Consider the following 16,065-nt stretch of genomic DNA (forward strand, 5'->3'; position numbering starts at 1 on the left):
TGTTGTTTACAAAAAGCTGGGGGGGGAACCAGAAAAGTGGTTCGTAGTGAAACAAAACGGGGGGAAAGGGGGAGGAGGGGGGGGGGGGGGGGGGGGGTGTTCTCCCCCCCCCCCCCCCGCGCCGGTCAGCAGCTGCGCAGCTCCGGGCTCTGGTTGCGGATCTGGTTGTGCGGCGAGGTGAACTCGCGGTACGCCGCGCCGTCCTCGGAGCCGGGCCGGAAGGCGCCGACGCGGTGGCAGTTGACGAAGGCGAGCTTCACGCCGAAGTGCTCCTCCAGGCTGCCGCGGATGGCGTTGCTGGCCAGGGCGCGCAGCAGCTGGGCCCGCTGCTCGTCGCTGGGGGTGGTGTTGTCGGTGGTGAACTCGGCCTTGCCGTCGGAGAGTTCGGTGCTGAGCCCGGCGACGACCTGGTAGGCGTACGGGAGCGAGGCGCGGACGGTGTCGAGGAAGTCGGCCTGGTCGACGTGGCCGTCGCGGGCCTGGTCGAGCAGGGCGGGGGAGACGTCGAGCGACATGGGGGTCCTCTTTCGCGGGGGCGCGCCCGGGGCGCGCACGGGGAAATGGTTAACGAAGATGAAAACCATGTGCGCTAAGGACTGTCCTGGACGCCCCGACGCCCTGTCAAGTACCGCCCCCCGAAGGGCTGACGTCCGACGCCCCCGACGCCGGCCGCACCTTGATGACGAACACCGCGATCACCACCGCCAGCGCCGCGAAGACCAGGCCCATCTGGAAGGCGCTGGTGATGCCGTGCACCAGGACGTTCGAGGAATACGGCGCCGGGAGCTTGCCGCTGGCCCTGAACTGGAGGGCCTGCTGCGGGGTGGCCTGCCGCAGGAACGCCCCGACCTGCTGCCGCGCCTCGTTGCGGCTGGCCGTCCCGTACACCGTGACCAGGATCGAGAGGCCGAGCGAACCGCCCACCTGCTGCATCGCGTTGAGGCTGCCGGTCGCCGCCCCGGTCTCGTGCGGGGCCACGTGCGAGACGACGGTGAGCATCACCGGGACGAAGATCGAGCCCATTCCGAAGCCGAACAGCAGCGTCGGTCCGAGGATCCCGCCGACGTAGGTGCTGTGGATGTCGATCCGGGTCGCCCAGAACACCCCGCTGAGGACCAGGACCGACCCGGCGACCAGGAACGGCTTCGGGCCCCACCGGATCTGGGTGCGCGCCGCGAACTGGGCGGCGCCGACGATGGCCACGCTGATCGGCAGGAACGCGAACCCGGCCCGCAGCGGGCTGAACCCCAGGATCTCCTGCACGAACAGGGTGATGAAGAAGAAGATGCTGAACATCGTCGCGGCCACGCACAGCATCAGCCCGTACGCGCCGGAGCGGTTGCGGTCGCGGAGCAGGTGCAGCGGGGTGATCGGCTGGGGGACCCGCCGCTCGTTGGCGACGAACGCCGACAGCAGCACCACCGCGAGGGCGAAGGAGGTGAGCGTGACGGCGTCCGTCCAGCCGTGGTCGGAGGCCCTGATGAAGCCGTACACCAGGGACACCATGCCCGCCGTGGCGGTGAACGCCCCGGGCAGGTCGAAGCGCCCGGGGTGGCGGTCGGACTCGTTGATGTACAGCGGCGCCAGCAGGGCGATCGCGATGCCGATCGGCACGTTGACGAACAGCACCCACCGCCAGGACAGCCAGGAGGTCAGCATGCCGCCGAGCAGCAGGCCCACCGCCCCGCCCGCACCGGCCACGGCGGAGTAGACACCGAAGGCCCGGTTGCGCTCCGGGCCCTCCTTGAAGTTGGTGGCGATCAGCGCCAGCGCCGTCGGCGAGGCGATCGCCCCGCCCACACCCTGCAACGCCCGGGCCGCCAGCAGCCAGGACGAGGACTGGGCGACCCCGCCGAGCAGCGAGGCGAAGCTGAACACCAGCACGCCGACGATGAACACCCGCCGGCGCCCGAGGATGTCGCCCGCGCGCCCGCCGAGCAGCAGCAGCCCGCCGAAGGTCAGCGTGTAGGCGTTGATCACCCAGGACAGGTTGGTGGTGGAGAAGCTCAGCGCCTGCTGGATGTGCGGCAGGGCGATGTTCACGATGGTGATGTCGAGCACGACCATCAGCTGAGTGGCCGCGATGACGGTGAGGGCAATCCCTGGGTGCTGGCCCCGACGTGCGGTCGCGGGCGGAGCCGTGGCCAGGGCACGCGAGGTTGCCATGGCAGGTTCCCCAATGGCTCGGGGGCGAACGCGGGGCAGGGGGACGGATGCGTTCGCCACTACCGACGGTAGCCCGGGGAGATAGGGAACACAACCGTTCATTACCGACAACCATCTGTTTTCGGACGCCGGCGGGCCGAGCCGCGTGGCGCCGGAGACCCCGGGCTCGACCACGAGGGCGGTGAGCCCGGCTACGGACTGGACGTGGCAGCGCTGATCGCCCGGCGGCGTCGCCCCGGGGGCGGTAGTCCCGCACCGGCCGGGCCGAGACATCCGTTCACCGGGCTGAAGGTCCCCTCCGGGCGGTCCCGTTCGGTCCTTCGCAACGACTCCGGCGAAGCGGATGGTTGAGGAAACGGAAACGGCGAGGAGGACACCCATGAGTGAGCAGACCGGATCGCGGCAACGGCGGATCGTCGTCGGCGTCGACGGGTCGGCGGCCTCGGTCGACGCCCTGCGGTGGGCCGTGCGTCAGGCCCGTCTGCAAGGTGGCGTCGTGGAGGCGTTGACCGCCTGGCAGCACCCGGTGACCACCGGATGGTCCGTGCCGATCACGGCCTACCAGGACCTGCCCGGCATCGCGCGCAAGGTCCTCGACGACAGCGTCAGGGAGGCCGGTGCCACCGGCGGCCCCGTGGAGGTCCGGACCCGGGTCCAGGAGGGCGGCGCCGCGCAGTGCCTGCTGGACGCGGCGCGCGGCGCCGAGCTCCTGGTCGTCGGCAGCCGGGGCCACGGCGGCTTCACGGGTGCGCTGCTCGGCTCGGTCGGCCAGCACTGCGTCCAGCACGCTCCCTGCCCGGTCGTCGTCGTCCGCCACCCCAACGACTGACCCGTACACCCGTCCCCGAAGCGCGGCCGCGCCGCCGACCGGAAAGGAACGAGCCGACCATGCGACACCGGATCGTGGGAGAACTGATGACCCCGGCCGTCGTGCACGTGCGACCCGACACCGGATTCAAGGAGATCGCCCGGCTGCTGGCCGAGCACGACATCACGGCCGTCCCCGTGCTCGACGAGGAGGACCGCCCGCTCGGCCTGGTCTCCGAGGCCGACCTGTTGCTCAACGAGGCGGCGCAGGAGGACCCGGCCGGCCTGATGCTCGCCCCGGACCTTCCGCCCCGGGACCGTGCCCGCAGCCGGGCGACCACCGCGGTGGGCCTGATGAACCGCCCGGCCGTGTGCGCCCACCCGGAGTGGACGGTGGTCGAGGCGGCCCGGGTGATGCGGGGTGAGCGCGTCAAGCGGCTGCCCGTGGTCGACGAGGCCGGCCGCCTGGTGGGCATCGTCAGCCGAAGCGACCTGCTCCGGGTGTTCCTGCGCCACGACTCGGCCATCCGCGAGGAGATCCGGGCCGAGGTCCTTCGCCGGGTCCTGGGCATCGATCCGGACACCGTGGACGTCCGGGTGCGGGACGGCCGGGTGACGCTCGCCGGCATGCTCGACCACGGGGGCGGGGCGGCGGTGGTCGAGCGCCTGTGCCGTGGTGTGGACGGCGTCGTCGACGTCACCGGTCACCTCGGTGGCCGTCCCGGTACCGTCCCGGCCCGGCACCCGACCGACTGATCCGCCGGCACGCCCGCGCGGCCCCGGACCGGCCGCCACCGAACCCCGGTGGCGGCCGGTCCCACGTCGTCCCAGCCCGCCGCGCGAGGGGACGCGCGCCGGGCGGATCGGGACCAAGGGCCCGGGCGGGGTGCACCGCCCGGCCCCAGCACAATCCCGGCGGAGGCGGTGGGATGGAGTCGAAGCGCCCCCGCTCGGGGCGCCGCCCCCACTCCGCGAAGGGCAGGAACGCCATGAAGGCCGCCGTCGTCCATGACTTCACCGCTCCGTTGGTCATCGAGGACCGCCCGGTGCCCCGGCCGGCCGCGCACCAGGTGCTGGTCAGGATCGAGGCCTCCGGCCTCTGCCACACCGACATCCACGCCGCGCACGGCGACTGGCCGGTCAAGCCGAACCCGCCGTTCGTGCCCGGCCACGAGGGCGTGGGCACCGTCGAGGCGGTCGGTGAGCAGGTCCGGCACGTCCGGGTCGGCGAGCGGGTCGCCATCCCGTGGCTGGCCGACGCCTGCGGGCGCTGCGACCAGTGCGTGACCGGCTGGGAGACGCTCTGCCTCCGGCAGCACGACAGCGGCTACTCGGTGGACGGCGCATACGCCGAGTACGCGCTCGCGCACGGTGACTACGTCGTCCCCGTACCCGCCGGGATCGACCCGCTGGATGCCGCTCCGCTGTCCTGCGCGGGGGTCACCACCTACAAGGCGCTCAAGGTCTCTGGTGCCCGCCCGGGCACCCGGGTGCTGGTCTCCGGCATCGGCGGGCTCGGCCACCTCGCGCTGCAGTACGCCCGGATCTGCGGCGCCGAGACCATCGCCGTCGACGTCACCGACGACAAGCTCGCCCTCGCCCGTGATCTCGGTGCCGACCACGTCCTGGACGCCCGTACCCAGGACGTCGCCGCCGAGGTCCAGGCCCTCGGTGGTGCCCACGCCGCGATCGCGCTCGCCGTCAGCAACGCCTCCTTCCAGGCCGCCTACGGTGCGCTGCGGCGCGGCGGCACGCTGGTGCTGGTCGCGCTCCCGGCCGGTGGCAAGCTCGAACTCCCGGTCTTCGAGACCGTGTTGAACGGCACCAGGGTGATCGGCTCGATCGTCGGCACCCGCGAGGACCTCGCGGAGGTGTTCCGCCTGCACGCTCTCGGCCGCACCCGGGTCATCCGCGAGACGCGCCACCTGGACGAGGTCAACGCCTGCTTCGACGAGGTCCTGGCAGGGAAGGTCGCGGCCCGTCTGGTCTTCGACCTGCGCGGCTGAACCGCGCGACCACCATCGAGGGAAAGGACTGTGGACGAGATGAACGACAGGACGGCACGACGGCGGATCGTGGTGGGTGTGGACGGCTCGGAGTCCTCCCGGGCCGCCCTCCGATGGGCTCTACGGCAGGCCGCCCTGGTCGGAGCCGCCGTGGAGGCGGTCACCACCTGGGAGTACCCGGCCTACTACGGTCTGGGCATGGCAGTGGTGGACGCGGACCTGGAGGCGTTCGCCGGCAAGGCCCTCGCCGAGGCGGTCGAGCAGGAGTCGGGCCGGGACTGCCCGGTGGAGATCCGCGAGCGCGTCGCCCACGGCAATGCGGCCCAGGTCCTGCTGACGGCGGCCGAGGGGGCGGAACTCCTGGTCCTCGGCAGCCGAGGCCACGGGGGCTTCGCCGGGGCGCTGCTCGGCTCGGTCACCCAGCACTGCGTCCAGCATGCCACCTGCCCGGTCGTCGTCGTCCGGGCGGCCGGGCCGGAGAACGCGGAACACGCCGACGGACGGTGACCTCCGGACCGCGTACGCGTGCGCCGCGCCGACGTGATCGGCGCGGCGCACGCGCGTTGTCGCGGGTGCCGGCGGGACCCGACGCGGTCGGGCCCCGCAGGCGGGTCTCCGTGGTCGCGGCCCGGGCGGTCAGACGGCGTACAGGCCGTGGGCGGTGAAGACCGCGCGGGCTTCGGCAGTCCGTTCCGGAGTGGGTGCCGGTGTGTCGGCGAGGGGGAAGTCCAGGGCCAGGGCACGCCATTTGGGGGCGCCGAGCCGGTGGAAGGGCAGGACGTCGACGCGGGTGACGTTGCCGAGCGAGGCGGCGAAGGCGGCGACGCCCTCGATGTTGTCGATGGGGTCGGTCAGGTGCGGGACCAGGACGAAGCGGACCCAGACCTCGGTGCCGAGGTCGGCCAGGCGGCGGGCGAAGGCCAGGGTGGGGGCGAGCTCCCGGCCGGTCAGGTGCCGGTAGAGGGCGCGGTCCCAGGACTTGACGTCGAGGAGCACGAGGTCGGTGTCGGCGAGCAGCGCGTCGGAGGCCCGGGCACCGAGGTAGCCGGAGGTGTCCAGGGCGGTGTGCAGGCCGAGTTCGTGCTTGAACCGGTGCAGCAACTCGCCGGTGAGGTCGGGCTGGAGGAGCGGCTCACCGCCGCTGATGGTGGCTCCGCCGCCGGCGGCCCGGATGAACCCGGTGCACTTGCCGGCCTCCCGCACGATCTCGTCCGCCGAGCACGGCCGACCGTGGCGCATGGACCAGGTATCGGGGTTGTGGCAGTAGAGGCACCGTAGCGGGCAGCCGGCGAGGAAGGCGACGAAGCGGGTGCCGGGGCCGTCGACGCCGGTGGAGAGGTCCCAGGAGTGGAGCATGCCGGTCGCGGCCATCGGGTGTTCCTCGGGGTGTGACGCGGTGCCGGCGCCTGTGGTCGGGGAGGCGTCGGCACCGCGAGCGGATGGGGGTTCAGAGGGCGTCGTGGAAGGTGCGGCCGATCACGTCGAGCTGCTGTTCGCGGGTGAGGCGGACGAAGTTGACCGCGTAGCCGCTCACCCGGATGGTGAGCTGCGGGTACTTCTCGGGGTGCTCCATCGCGTCGAGGAGGGTGTCGCGATCGAGGACGTTGACGTTCATGTGGAAGCCGCGGCAAGAGGTGAAGCCGTCCAGCACACCGACCAGATTGCGCACGCGCTCCTCGGGGCTGGGTCCGAGCGCGTCGGGGGTGACGGTGTTGGTGAGGGAGATCCCGTCCTCGGCCTGCTCGTAGGGCAGTTTGGCGACGGACAGTGCACTGGCGACGTAGCCGTGGGCGTCGCGCCCGTTCATCGGGTTGGCGCCGGGGGAGAAGGGCGCACCGGCCCGGCGGCCGTCCGGAGTGTTGCCGGTCTTCCTGCCGTAGACGACGTTGGAGGTGATGGTGAGCACCGACTGGGTGTGCTCGGCACCCCGGTAGGTGGGGTGCTTGCGCACCTTGTGCATGAACTCCTCGACGAGCCGTACGGCGATTTCGTCCGCCCGGTCGTCGTTGTTGCCGTACGCGGGGTACTCGCCCTCGACCAGGTAGTCGGTGACCAGCCCGGTCCCGTCGCGCACGGGCCTGACCCGCGCGTACCTGATCGCGGACAGGGAGTCGGCGGCGACCGCCAGGCCGGCGATGCCGCAAGCCATGGTGCGCCGGACGTCGCGGTCGTGCAGGGCCATTTCGAGGCGCTCGTAGGCGTACCTGTCGTGCATGTAGTGGATGACGTTCAGCGCGTGGACGTACGTCCCGGCGAGCCACTCCAGTTGCTCGTCGAAGCGCGCGAGCACCTCCTCGTAGTCGAGCACCTCCCCGTGGACCGGGGCGGTGGCGGGGCCGACCTGCTCGCCGGAGAGTTCGTCCCGGCCTCCGTTGACCGCGTAGAGCAGGGTCTTGGCGAGGTTGACCCGGGCGCCGAAGAACTGCATCTGCCGGCCGACCTCCATCGCGGAGACGCAGCAGGCGATCGCGGCGTCGTCGCCGAAGCGCGGGCGGATCAGCTCGTCCGACTCGTACTGCACCGATGAGGTGTCGATGGACACCCGGGCGCAGAACTCCTTGAATCCCTGCGGGAGCCGCGGCGACCAGAGGACGGTGAGGTTCGGCTCGGGCGCGGGGCCGAGGGTGTAGAGGGTCTGCAGGTAGCGGAAGGACGTCCGGGTGACCAGGGTGCGGCCGTCGCTGCCCATGCCGCCGATCGACTCGGTCACCCAGGTCGGGTCGCCGGAGAACAGCTCGTCGTACTCGGGGGTGCGCAGGAAGCGGACGATCCGGAGCTTGATGACGAAATCGTCGATCAACTCCTGTGCTTGACGCTCCGTCAGCAGGCCTGCCTCCAGGTCGCGCTGGAGGTAGACGTCGAGGAACGTCGAGGTGCGGCCGAGCGACATCGCGGCGCCGTTCTGCTCCTTGACGGCGGCCAGGTACGCGAAGTACAGCCACTGGACCGCCTCCCGGGCGGTGCGGGCCGGCCCGGAGACGTCGTAGCCGTACGCCGCGGCCATTTCCTTGAGCTCGCCCAGGGCCCTGATCTGCTCCGCGAGTTCCTCGCGTGCGCGGACGGTCTCCTCGATCCGCGCGGGGTCGGTGGGCGCCGCGTCCAGGCCGGCCTTCTCGGCGAGCTTGGCCGTCACCAGCCGGTCGACGCCGTAGAGGGCGACGCGGCGGTAGTCGCCGATGATCCGGCCGCGCCCGTAGGCGTCCGGCAGGCCGGTGATGACGCCGGCCTTGCGGGCGGCCCGGATCTCGGGGGTGTAGGCGTCGAAGACGCCGTCGTTGTGGGTCTTCCGGTACCGCGTGAAGACCGTTTCCAGCTCCGGGTCGACCGGGTAGCCGTAGGCGCGCAGCGCGCCGGCGACCATCCGCCAGCCGCCGTTGGGCATGATCGCGCGCTTGAGCGGGGCGTCGGTCTGCAGGCCGACGATCAACTCCCTTTCGCGGTCGATGTATCCGGGTGCGTGTGCGGTGATGCCGGAGGGGATGTCGTACGCGACGTCGTACACGCCCTTGGCCCGCTCCTCGGGGAAGCGGTCGGTGATCTGCCGCCACACCGCGAGGGTGCGGTCGGTGGGGCCCTCCAGGAAGGAGGCGTCGCCCTCGTAGGGGGTGTAGTTGTGCTGGACGAAGTCCCGGACGTCGACGGTGTCCCGCCAGAGCCCGCCCTTGAACCCGTCCCAGGCGCTCGTGGTCTGCTCCTGCTGCGAGGTGGTCATCTCGACGTCCTCTCTCAGGCTCGGTCGCCGTAGTAGGCCTGGCGCATCAGCTGCTGCAGGTCGGCGAGCATGGGCATGCGGGGGTTGGCGGGGGCGCACTGGTCCTCGTAGGCGTTCATGGCCTGTTGCGGCAGGGCCGCGAGGAAGGCCGTCTCGTCGGTGCCGGCGGCTTTGAAGGAGCGGGGGATGCCGACCCGGTCGCGCAGGTCCTCGACGGCGGTGGCGAGGGACTCGACGCCCTGTTCGGGGGTGGCGGCGGGCAGGCCGAGCGTGCGGGCGATGGTCCGGTAGCGCTCGGGGGCCGCGTAACTCCGGTACTTGGGCCAGCCGGTGACCTTGACCGGGGCGGAGCCGTTCCAGCGGATGACGTGCGGGAGCAGGAGGGCGTTGGTGCGGCCGTGGGCGATGTGGAAGGTCGCGCCGAGGGTGTGGGCCATGGCGTGGACGGCGCCGAGGAAGGCCGAGCCGAAGGCCATGCCGGCGATCGTGCCGGCGTTGTGCATCCTCTCCCGGGCCACCGGGTCGTCCGGGCCGTGGGTCACGGCGCGTTCCAGGTTCTCGAAGATCAGCCGGATGCCCTGGAGGGCGAGGCCGTCGGTGAAGTCGTTGGCGTAGACGGAGACGTAGGTCTCGATGCAGTGGGTGAGGGCGTCGAAGCCGGTGTCGGCGGTGACGTGCGGGGGCAGTGCGGTGGTCAGGGCCGGGTCGACGATGGCGACGCTGGGGGTGAGCGCGTAGTCGGCGAGCGGGTACTTCTGGCCGGTGGCGGTGTCGGTGATGACGGCGAAGGGGGTGACCTCGCTGCCGGTGCCCGAGGTGGTCGGGATGCACACCAGTTTCGCCTTCTCCCCGAGGTCGGGGAAGGTGAAGGCGCGCTTGCGGATGTCGAAGAACTTCTCCTTCAGGTCCGCGAACTCCACCTCCGGGTGTTCGTACATCAGCCACATCACCTTGGCGGCGTCCATCGGCGAGCCGCCGCCCAGCGCCACGATGGTGTCCGGTTCGAACTCCCGCATCAGGGCCGCGCCCCTGCGGACCGTGTCGATGCTCGGGTTCGGCTCGACGTCGTCGATCACCCGCACCTCGACGGGATCGCGGCGGCGGCCGAGGACGCCCCGGATCCGCTCCAGGTGGCCGATCTCCACCATGGTCCGGTCCGTGACGACGACGATGCGATGCGCGTTCGGCATGCTCGCCAGGTACTTGACGGAGTTGCGCTCGAAGTAGATCTTCGGCGGGACCTTGAACCACTGCATGTTGGTGTTGCGCCGCCCGATCCGCTTGATGTTCACGAGGTTCAGCGCCGAGACGTTCCCGGACACCGAGTTGTGCCCGTAACTGCCGCACCCCAGGGTCAGCGAAGGCGTGAACGCGTTGTAGATGTCGCCGATCCCGCCGTGCGAGCTGGGCGCGTTCCAGATGATCCGGCAGGCCTTGACCGCGTGCCCGAACTCCTCCACGAACGAGGCGTCCTCGGTGTGCACCGCGGCCGAGTGCCCGAGTCCGTCGAACTCCACCATCGCGGCGGCCAGTTCGACGCCCTCCCGGCGGGAACGCGCGGTGAGTACGGCGAGTACCGGGCAGAGCTTCTCCCGGGTCAGCGGCTCGGCCGGACCGACCCGCTCGCAGTCGACCAGGATCACCGAGGTCTCGGCCGGCACCGTGAATCCCGCCGCCTCGGCGACCTGCGCGGCCGAGCGCCCCACCACCGAGGAGTTCAGCCGGCCGCCCGCACAGGCCGTTCCGTCCCCGGCCCCGAACAGGTGCCGCTCCAGCAGCGCCTTCTCCTCGGCGCTCGCGTGGTGCGCCTTGAGCCTGCGGAACTCGCCGAGCGCGACGTCGCGGATCTCGGCGTCCAGGATCACGGCCTGCTCGGAGGCGCAGATCATGCCGTTGTCGAAGGACTTCGACAGGACGACGTCGTTGACCGCCCGTTCCAGGTCCGCGCTCCGCTCGACGTACGCGGGGACGTTGCCCGCGCCCACGCCCAGCGCGGGCTTGCCGCAGGAGTACGCGGCCCGGACCATCGCGTTGCCGCCGGTGGCCAGGACCGTCGCGACGTCCGGGTGGTTCATCAGGGCGTGGGTGGCCGCCGGCGACGGCTCCTCGATCCACTGGACGCAGTGCTGCGGGGCCCCGGCCGTCACCGCCGCGTCCCGCACGATCCGGGCCGCCTCGGCCGAGCAGCGCTGGGCCGCGGGGTGGAACGAGAAGACGATCGGGTTGCGGGTCTTGAGCGCCAGCAGGCACTTGAAGATCGTCGTCGAGGTGGGGTTGGTCACCGGAGTGATGCCGGCGACCACGCCGACCGGTTCGGCGATCTCCACGATCCCGTCGATCTCGTCGCGGCGCACCACCCCGACGGTCCTGGTGCGGGCCATCACGTGGGTGACGTTCTCGCAGGCGAAGACGTTCTTCACCGCCTTGTCCTCGAAGACACCGCGGCCGGTCTCCTCGACGGCGAGCACCGCGAGGGCGGTGTGCCGTTCCAGCGCGGCCAGCGAGGCCTTCCTGACGATGTGGTCGATCTGTTCCTGGGTGAAGTCGGTGTACTCCTGGAGAGCGGTCAGAGCGGAGGCGACCAGGCGGTCGACGGCGGTCGGATCCTCGGTACGAGGACCTTCGTCCTGCGGGTGGCGTGGCATGCCGGACTACCTTTCCGGGGCAATGTCGTGGAGCGGGGCGTCGGCGGTCTCGGTTGCGCCCTCGCCTCAAGGCTTCCTGCTGGGGCGGTCCCGGGGAGCGGCCCATCGGGACACGTCCTGCGGTTCGAAGGTCCCGGGGCGGGCGCGATCGGTCCCTTCCCCGGAACCGGGGAAGACGGTGGTGGTTCAGGCGTGCGGCACGATCGCGACCGGGCTGTGCGCGTGGTGGAGGACCGCGTGGGCCACCGCTCCGAGGCGGGGCGCGGCGAGCGGGTGCCGGGGGGCGCTTCGTCCGAGCACCACCAACGACGCGCTGCGCGAGGCCTCGACCAGCGTCCTGCCCGCGTTCCAGGCGCACACGTCGACCTGCGTGCGGACCCCGGGGTACTTCTCCCGCCAGCGCGCCAGAGCGTCCCGGAGCCTCACCTCCTCGGCGGCCCAGAGCGCCTCCGTGATCTCCCGGTCGTCCAGCGGTGCGTCCGTCACGTACGGCCCCTGGGACAGGTGCCGGCTCTCCACCGCCCGCAGGACCGCGCCGGTGTCGGCCGCGTGCTGGAAGGCGAAGCCGAGCACGGCGTCGCACGGCCGGTCGCCCCGTACGCCCACCACGACGTCGCGGGGCGATCCGCCGTGCCCGTCGGCGCCGGCGCGGACCAGGACGACGGGGCATTCGGCGCGGGCGGCGACGCGCAGGCCGACGGAGCCGACCAGCAGGCCGGCGAAGCCGCCGAGGCCGCGGGTCCCGAGGACCAACAGGGCGGAACGACGGCCGGCAGCGGTGAGCGCGGGCACCGGATGCCCGGGCAGGACCTCGCAGGTGACCTCCAGGTCGGGCAGCGCGGCCGAGACCCGGTCGCGGATCGCCGCCACGGGCCCCGGTACCCCGCCCACCCCGTCCAGCTCGCGGACCAGGGCGTCGGACTCGGTGCCCGCGACGTGGACCATCCGCAGGCCGAGGCCCTTCCGGAGGGCCTCGGCGGCGGCCCAGTCGGCTGCGGCCGTGCTCGGCATCGAACCGTCGATCCCGACCACCACGTTGTGCGACATCTCGGTGACCTCCCTTTCCGTGGGCCGTCCGCGGCACCGGTGTGTGCGGTCCGTCCGGCGAACAGCCTCCCGCCGGACGCCGGTGCTCCCACAGGGGCCGAGCAGCCCCGCTCCGGCACCGAAGGTCCTGGAGCGCCCGGCCGGGAGTCCCTGCCGAGTCCACCCGGGAGTTCGCCGTCGTCTGCGAGAATCCGGTCCATCGGCCGAGGCGAGGAGGATGTCGGTGGGTGGCGAGGTCGGGCGGTCACGCATGCCCCAACTGCGGTTGGACGAGCTGTTGGAGGAGCTCCAGGCGCGGATCGACGCGGCGCGGGGCACCCGGGACCGGGTGCACAGCCTGCTGGAGGCGGTGCTGTCGGTCGGCCGCGAGCTGGACCTCACCCAGGTGCTGCGGCGGATCGTCGAGGCGGCCGCCGTCCTGGTGGACGCCCGTTACGCGGCGCTCGGGGTGATCGGTCCGGACGGTGAGACGCTGTCGCAGTTCCTCACGGTGGGCCTGACGGAGGAGGACATCGCCGGGATCGGCCCGTACCCGACCGGGCGGGGCCTGCTGGGTGAGCTGATCCGCCACCCGGAGCCGCTGCGGCTGGAGGACCTGTCCGAGCACCCCTCGTCGTTCGGCTGCCCGGCGCACCACCCCGTGATGAGGAGTTTCCTGGGCGTTCCGGTGCGGGTGCGCGAAGAGGTGTTCGGAAACCTCTATCTGACCGACAAACAGGGCGGTGAGCAGTTCGACGCGGACGACGAGGCGGTGATCTCCACGCTCGCGGTGGCCGCGGGGGTGGCGATCGACAATGCCCGGCTGTACGAGGAGGCGCGCCGTCAGCAGCGCTGGTTGAGTGCGAGTGCGGAGATCACCCGGGCCCTGTTGTCGGGCGGATCGCGCTCGGAGGTGCTGGAGCTGATCGCGCAGCGGGCGCGGGAGATCACCGGTGCGGACCTGGCGGACGTGTCCGTACCGGAGTCCGGGACGGACACGCTCCGCGTGGAACTGGCGCTGGGCGGGGACACGGGCGCCCGGTCCGGTCTGGTGGTGCCGCTGGAGGGGGCCCTGTCGGGGGAGGCCTGCGCCTCGGGGGTGCCGGTGACCACCGCGGATCTGGCCGGTGATCCACGGTGGTCGGCCGGGCCGCGTCGGTTCGGCGGACTCGGACCCGCGGTCGCGGTGCCGCTGGGCAGGGCGGCGGGCCGGATCGACGGTGTGCTGATGCTGGCCAGGCAGGCGGGGGCGGCCGAGTTCACCGAGCGTGAGATCGGCCCGTTGCAGGGCTTCGCGGACCAGGCCGCGCTCGCGCTGGAGTTGGCGGAGCGCCGTCGTGACGCCGAGCAGCTGGCGATGCTGGAGGACCGCGACCGGATCGCCCGGGACCTGCACGACCTGGCCATCCAGCGGTTGTTCGCCACGGGGATGACGCTGCAGAGCGCGGCGCGGTTCATCGACCACGCCGGCGCGTCGGACCGGGTCCTACGGGCGGTCGGGGACCTGGACGAGACCATCAAGATCATCAGGTCGACGATCTTCGGCCTCCGGGCCCGCGAGGAGGCCGCCGGCCGCGGGCTGCGAGCCCGGGCCGTCCGTGAGGTGGAACAGGCGCAGGCGGTGCTCGGCTTCGCGCCGTGGCTGAGCATGGAGGGTCTGCTGGACACCGACGTGCCGCCGGAGGTGGCCGAGCACGTCCTCGCCGTGCTGGCCGAGGCGCTGAGCAACGCGGCCCGCCACGCGCGGGCGGGCCGGGTCGAGGTCGCGCTCCGGGCAACGGGCGGTCGGGTGGCGCTGTCCGTGCAGGACGACGGGGTCGGCATCCCCGAACAGGGGCGGCGCAGCGGCCTGCGGAACCTCGCGGAGCGGGCCGAGGCGCTGAGCGGGGCGTTCCAGGTCGAGTGCCCCGCGGAGGGCGGCACCCGGCTGGAGTGGTCGGCACCGCTGGGCCTCTGAACGAGGCCGGCGGTCGACCGGTCCGGGCCGGACCGGTCGGCGCGTGGGCCCGCCGGCGAGGTCCGTCCGGTCTATCGGGTGGTCGGTACGAGGGGCCGGTTGGCGATGAGCGCCGCCTGGACGCGCCGCTCGACACCGAGTTTGGCGAGCAGCCGGGAGATGTGGTTCTTGACGGTCTTCTCCGCGAGGTACAGCCGTTCGCCGATCTGCCGGTTCGTCAGTCCCTCGCCGACCAGGGCGAGGATCTCCCTTTCCCGCTCGGTGAGTTCGGGTAGCCCCGGCTCCTGTGGGGTGCGCTCGGACCGCAACCGGGCCATGACACGGCTGGTGGCGCCGGGGTCGAGCATGGACTGGCCGGAGGCGACGGTCCGGATCGCGGCGACCAGGTCGGTGCCGCTGATCTGCTTCAACGCGTAACCGGCGGCGCCGGCCACGATCGAGTCGAGCAGGGCGTCCTCGTCGTCGAAGGACGTGAGCATGAGGCAGGCCAACTCGGGCATGCTCGAACGCAGTTCGCGGCAGACGGTGACACCGTCCCCGTCGGCCAGCCGCATGTCGAGGACGGCGACGTCGGGGCGCAGCGCGGGCACCCGGGCCAGTGCCTGCTCGGCGGTGGCGGCCTCGCCGACCACCGTCAGGTCCGGTTCGGTCTCGATGAGCTCGCGTACACCCCGGCGGACCACCTCGTGGTCGTCCAGCAGGAACACGCGGATGGGGAGGGCCGCACGGGACGTGGCGGTTTCCGTCATGACTTCTCCGGGTCCTGGGTCCGCCGCGACGGCGGGGTGGATGGGCCGTAGCGAAGCGTGCACCCCGGACGGGCCCTTCCGATAGGGCCGAACGGCCCCGATGTCCCGGCCGGGTCACTCGACGGGCGTGTGCGGTGCCGTCGTCGAGGGAGCTGTCCCGGCAGGACGGGACCCTGTCCGTCGGCTGGTCCGGGTTCCGGTCCTGTGACGCTGTTTCACCGGCGCCGGGTCATCGGGTGCCACGGCGGCTCCAGACCGGTTCGAGACGGGCCCAGGACAGCTGCCAGCGTCGGTCGGCCCAGTGATCGAGCCTGCGGAGCCGGACGCACAGACCCGTGCCGACCAGGACTCCGAGGGCGGCGAGTACGGCCAGCCCGAGGAACACGGCGTCCATGACGACGTCGGCGGTGGTCGGCGGGGCGGCGGCCGGTTCGCCGTCGTCGTCCACCCACACGCGGGTGGCGGCGCCGGAGGGCATCGGCCGGTCGACGTCGACCGGTCCGGTCGTGGTCCGGCCGGACGGTGTGTTCCAGGTGGCGGTGGCCCGGAACCGGATCCGGCCGTCGCCCGACAGCCCGCCCACCTGACCGGTCGGGGAGAGCAGGGTCGCTTCCACCCGGTGCCGGTGGGCCGCCGTCAGGGTGGCGGCACGCTGCCCTGCGGCGATGGCGGCACACGAGACACCGGTGCCCGCGACCACAGCCAGCGCCGCGCACAGGGCGGCGAGGAGCAGCGCGCGGCTGCGCGCCCGGTCGAGCGGGCGGGCCAGCGGGTTGTGTTCGATGCCGACGGCGCGGTGCCAGTGGCGCCGCAGCGGCCTCCCGAGCGTGGTGGACCGTGCGGAGGCGGAGGTGGCGGCCATGTCCCTGTGCTCCTTCGTCGGGGCCGGGGACGGTGGTGTCCCGGATTGGGGCCCGGGACCACTGTCGTCGGCGTACCCGGGGGCGGCCCAGGGACGCACGGGACCCAGGCCGGGCCCACTGGTCCCGGCCCGGCC

General features: G+C 72.4%; 13 protein-coding genes. 5 read left to right on the forward strand and 8 right to left on the reverse strand.

Annotated elements, in window-relative coordinates; translation table 11 throughout:
- Positions 1–125: 125 nt before the first annotated feature.
- Together ACZ58X_RS11525 and ACZ58X_RS11530 are read right to left on the reverse strand one after the other, a co-directional pair.
- Positions 126–515: an SCO5389 family protein gene (locus tag ACZ58X_RS11525; protein WP_470333461.1), complete on the reverse strand. Its 390-nt coding sequence runs from the start codon at positions 513–515 to the stop codon at positions 126–128.
- Positions 516–621: 106 nt separating this feature from the next.
- A complete protein-coding gene (locus ACZ58X_RS11530; RefSeq protein WP_470333462.1) occupies positions 622–2,166 on the reverse strand; it encodes an MFS transporter in 1,545 nt (514 codons plus the stop codon).
- 379 nt (positions 2,167–2,545) lie between these two features.
- Here ACZ58X_RS11530 and ACZ58X_RS11535 point away from each other — a divergent pair, with 379 nt between their 5' ends.
- The 4 genes from ACZ58X_RS11535 (at position 2,546) to ACZ58X_RS11550 (ending at position 5,486) form a co-directional block, all read left to right on the forward strand.
- A complete protein-coding gene (locus tag ACZ58X_RS11535) occupies positions 2,546–2,995 on the forward strand; it encodes a universal stress protein (protein ID WP_470333463.1) in 450 nt (149 codons plus the stop codon).
- A 59-nt stretch (positions 2,996–3,054) separates the two neighbouring features.
- Positions 3,055–3,729, forward strand: a complete 675-nt coding sequence (locus ACZ58X_RS11540; protein WP_470333464.1) for a CBS domain-containing protein — start codon at positions 3,055–3,057, stop codon at positions 3,727–3,729.
- A 233-nt stretch (positions 3,730–3,962) separates the two neighbouring features.
- Entirely contained in the window at positions 3,963–4,979 is a 1,017-nt protein-coding gene (gene adhP / locus ACZ58X_RS11545) for an alcohol dehydrogenase AdhP (protein WP_470333640.1), read from the forward strand.
- Positions 4,980–5,018: 39 nt separating this feature from the next.
- On the forward strand, positions 5,019–5,486 hold the full coding sequence (locus tag ACZ58X_RS11550) for a universal stress protein (protein WP_470333465.1): 468 nt from the start codon (positions 5,019–5,021) through the stop codon (positions 5,484–5,486).
- A 129-nt stretch (positions 5,487–5,615) separates the two neighbouring features.
- On the opposite strand, the gene pflA is transcribed toward ACZ58X_RS11550, so the two are convergent.
- From pflA to ACZ58X_RS11570, 4 genes are all read right to left on the reverse strand, one after another.
- Positions 5,616–6,350, reverse strand: coding sequence for a pyruvate formate-lyase-activating protein (gene pflA / locus ACZ58X_RS11555; RefSeq protein ID WP_470333466.1), 735 nt, complete (start codon positions 6,348–6,350; stop codon positions 5,616–5,618).
- Positions 6,351–6,426: 76 nt separating this feature from the next.
- Positions 6,427–8,691 (reverse strand): formate C-acetyltransferase, encoded by a 2,265-nt coding sequence (gene pflB, locus ACZ58X_RS11560; RefSeq protein WP_470333467.1) that lies wholly within the window; start codon positions 8,689–8,691, stop codon positions 6,427–6,429.
- A gap of 14 nt (positions 8,692–8,705) precedes the next feature.
- Positions 8,706–11,336 (reverse strand): bifunctional acetaldehyde-CoA/alcohol dehydrogenase, encoded by a 2,631-nt coding sequence (gene adhE / locus ACZ58X_RS11565; RefSeq protein WP_470333468.1) that lies wholly within the window; start codon positions 11,334–11,336, stop codon positions 8,706–8,708.
- A gap of 186 nt (positions 11,337–11,522) precedes the next feature.
- Positions 11,523–12,383, reverse strand: a complete 861-nt coding sequence (locus ACZ58X_RS11570; protein ID WP_470333469.1) for a universal stress protein — start codon at positions 12,381–12,383, stop codon at positions 11,523–11,525.
- A 217-nt stretch (positions 12,384–12,600) separates the two neighbouring features.
- Here ACZ58X_RS11570 and ACZ58X_RS11575 point away from each other — a divergent pair, with 217 nt between their 5' ends.
- Positions 12,601–14,319, forward strand: a complete 1,719-nt coding sequence (locus tag ACZ58X_RS11575) for a GAF domain-containing sensor histidine kinase (protein WP_470333470.1) — start codon at positions 12,601–12,603, stop codon at positions 14,317–14,319.
- 71 nt (positions 14,320–14,390) lie between these two features.
- On the opposite strand, the gene ACZ58X_RS11580 is transcribed toward ACZ58X_RS11575, so the two are convergent.
- Positions 14,391–15,068 carry a response regulator gene (locus tag ACZ58X_RS11580; RefSeq protein ID WP_470333471.1) on the reverse strand — a complete coding sequence of 226 codons (678 nt, stop codon included), beginning with the start codon at positions 15,066–15,068 and terminating at the stop codon, positions 14,391–14,393.
- Positions 15,069–15,297: 229 nt separating this feature from the next.
- Positions 15,298–15,930, reverse strand: coding sequence for an Rv1733c family protein (locus ACZ58X_RS11585; protein ID WP_470333472.1), 633 nt, complete (start codon positions 15,928–15,930; stop codon positions 15,298–15,300).
- Between the last annotated feature and the right edge of the window lie 135 nt (positions 15,931–16,065).

Source organism: Kitasatospora sp. NPDC040550, from assembly GCF_055594965.1.

Bases quoted from the DNA above. Each gene is read 5' to 3' on its own strand.
- ACZ58X_RS11525 (WP_470333461.1), bottom strand. From the start codon at position 515: ATGTCGCTCGACGTCTCCCCCGCCCTGCTCGACCAGGCCCGCGACGGC.
- ACZ58X_RS11530 (WP_470333462.1), bottom strand. From the start codon at position 2,166: ATGGCAACCTCGCGTGCCCTGGCCACGGCTCCGCCCGCGACCGCACGT.
- ACZ58X_RS11535 (WP_470333463.1), top strand. From the start codon at position 2,546: ATGAGTGAGCAGACCGGATCGCGGCAACGGCGGATCGTCGTCGGCGTC.
- ACZ58X_RS11540 (WP_470333464.1), top strand. From the start codon at position 3,055: ATGCGACACCGGATCGTGGGAGAACTGATGACCCCGGCCGTCGTGCAC.
- adhP (WP_470333640.1), top strand. From the start codon at position 3,963: ATGAAGGCCGCCGTCGTCCATGACTTCACCGCTCCGTTGGTCATCGAG.
- ACZ58X_RS11550 (WP_470333465.1), top strand. From the start codon at position 5,019: ATGAACGACAGGACGGCACGACGGCGGATCGTGGTGGGTGTGGACGGC.
- pflA (WP_470333466.1), bottom strand. From the start codon at position 6,350: ATGGCCGCGACCGGCATGCTCCACTCCTGGGACCTCTCCACCGGCGTC.
- pflB (WP_470333467.1), bottom strand. From the start codon at position 8,691: ATGACCACCTCGCAGCAGGAGCAGACCACGAGCGCCTGGGACGGGTTC.
- adhE (WP_470333468.1), bottom strand. From the start codon at position 11,336: ATGCCACGCCACCCGCAGGACGAAGGTCCTCGTACCGAGGATCCGACC.
- ACZ58X_RS11570 (WP_470333469.1), bottom strand. From the start codon at position 12,383: ATGTCGCACAACGTGGTGGTCGGGATCGACGGTTCGATGCCGAGCACG.
- ACZ58X_RS11575 (WP_470333470.1), top strand. From the start codon at position 12,601: ATGTCGGTGGGTGGCGAGGTCGGGCGGTCACGCATGCCCCAACTGCGG.
- ACZ58X_RS11580 (WP_470333471.1), bottom strand. From the start codon at position 15,068: ATGACGGAAACCGCCACGTCCCGTGCGGCCCTCCCCATCCGCGTGTTC.
- ACZ58X_RS11585 (WP_470333472.1), bottom strand. From the start codon at position 15,930: ATGGCCGCCACCTCCGCCTCCGCACGGTCCACCACGCTCGGGAGGCCG.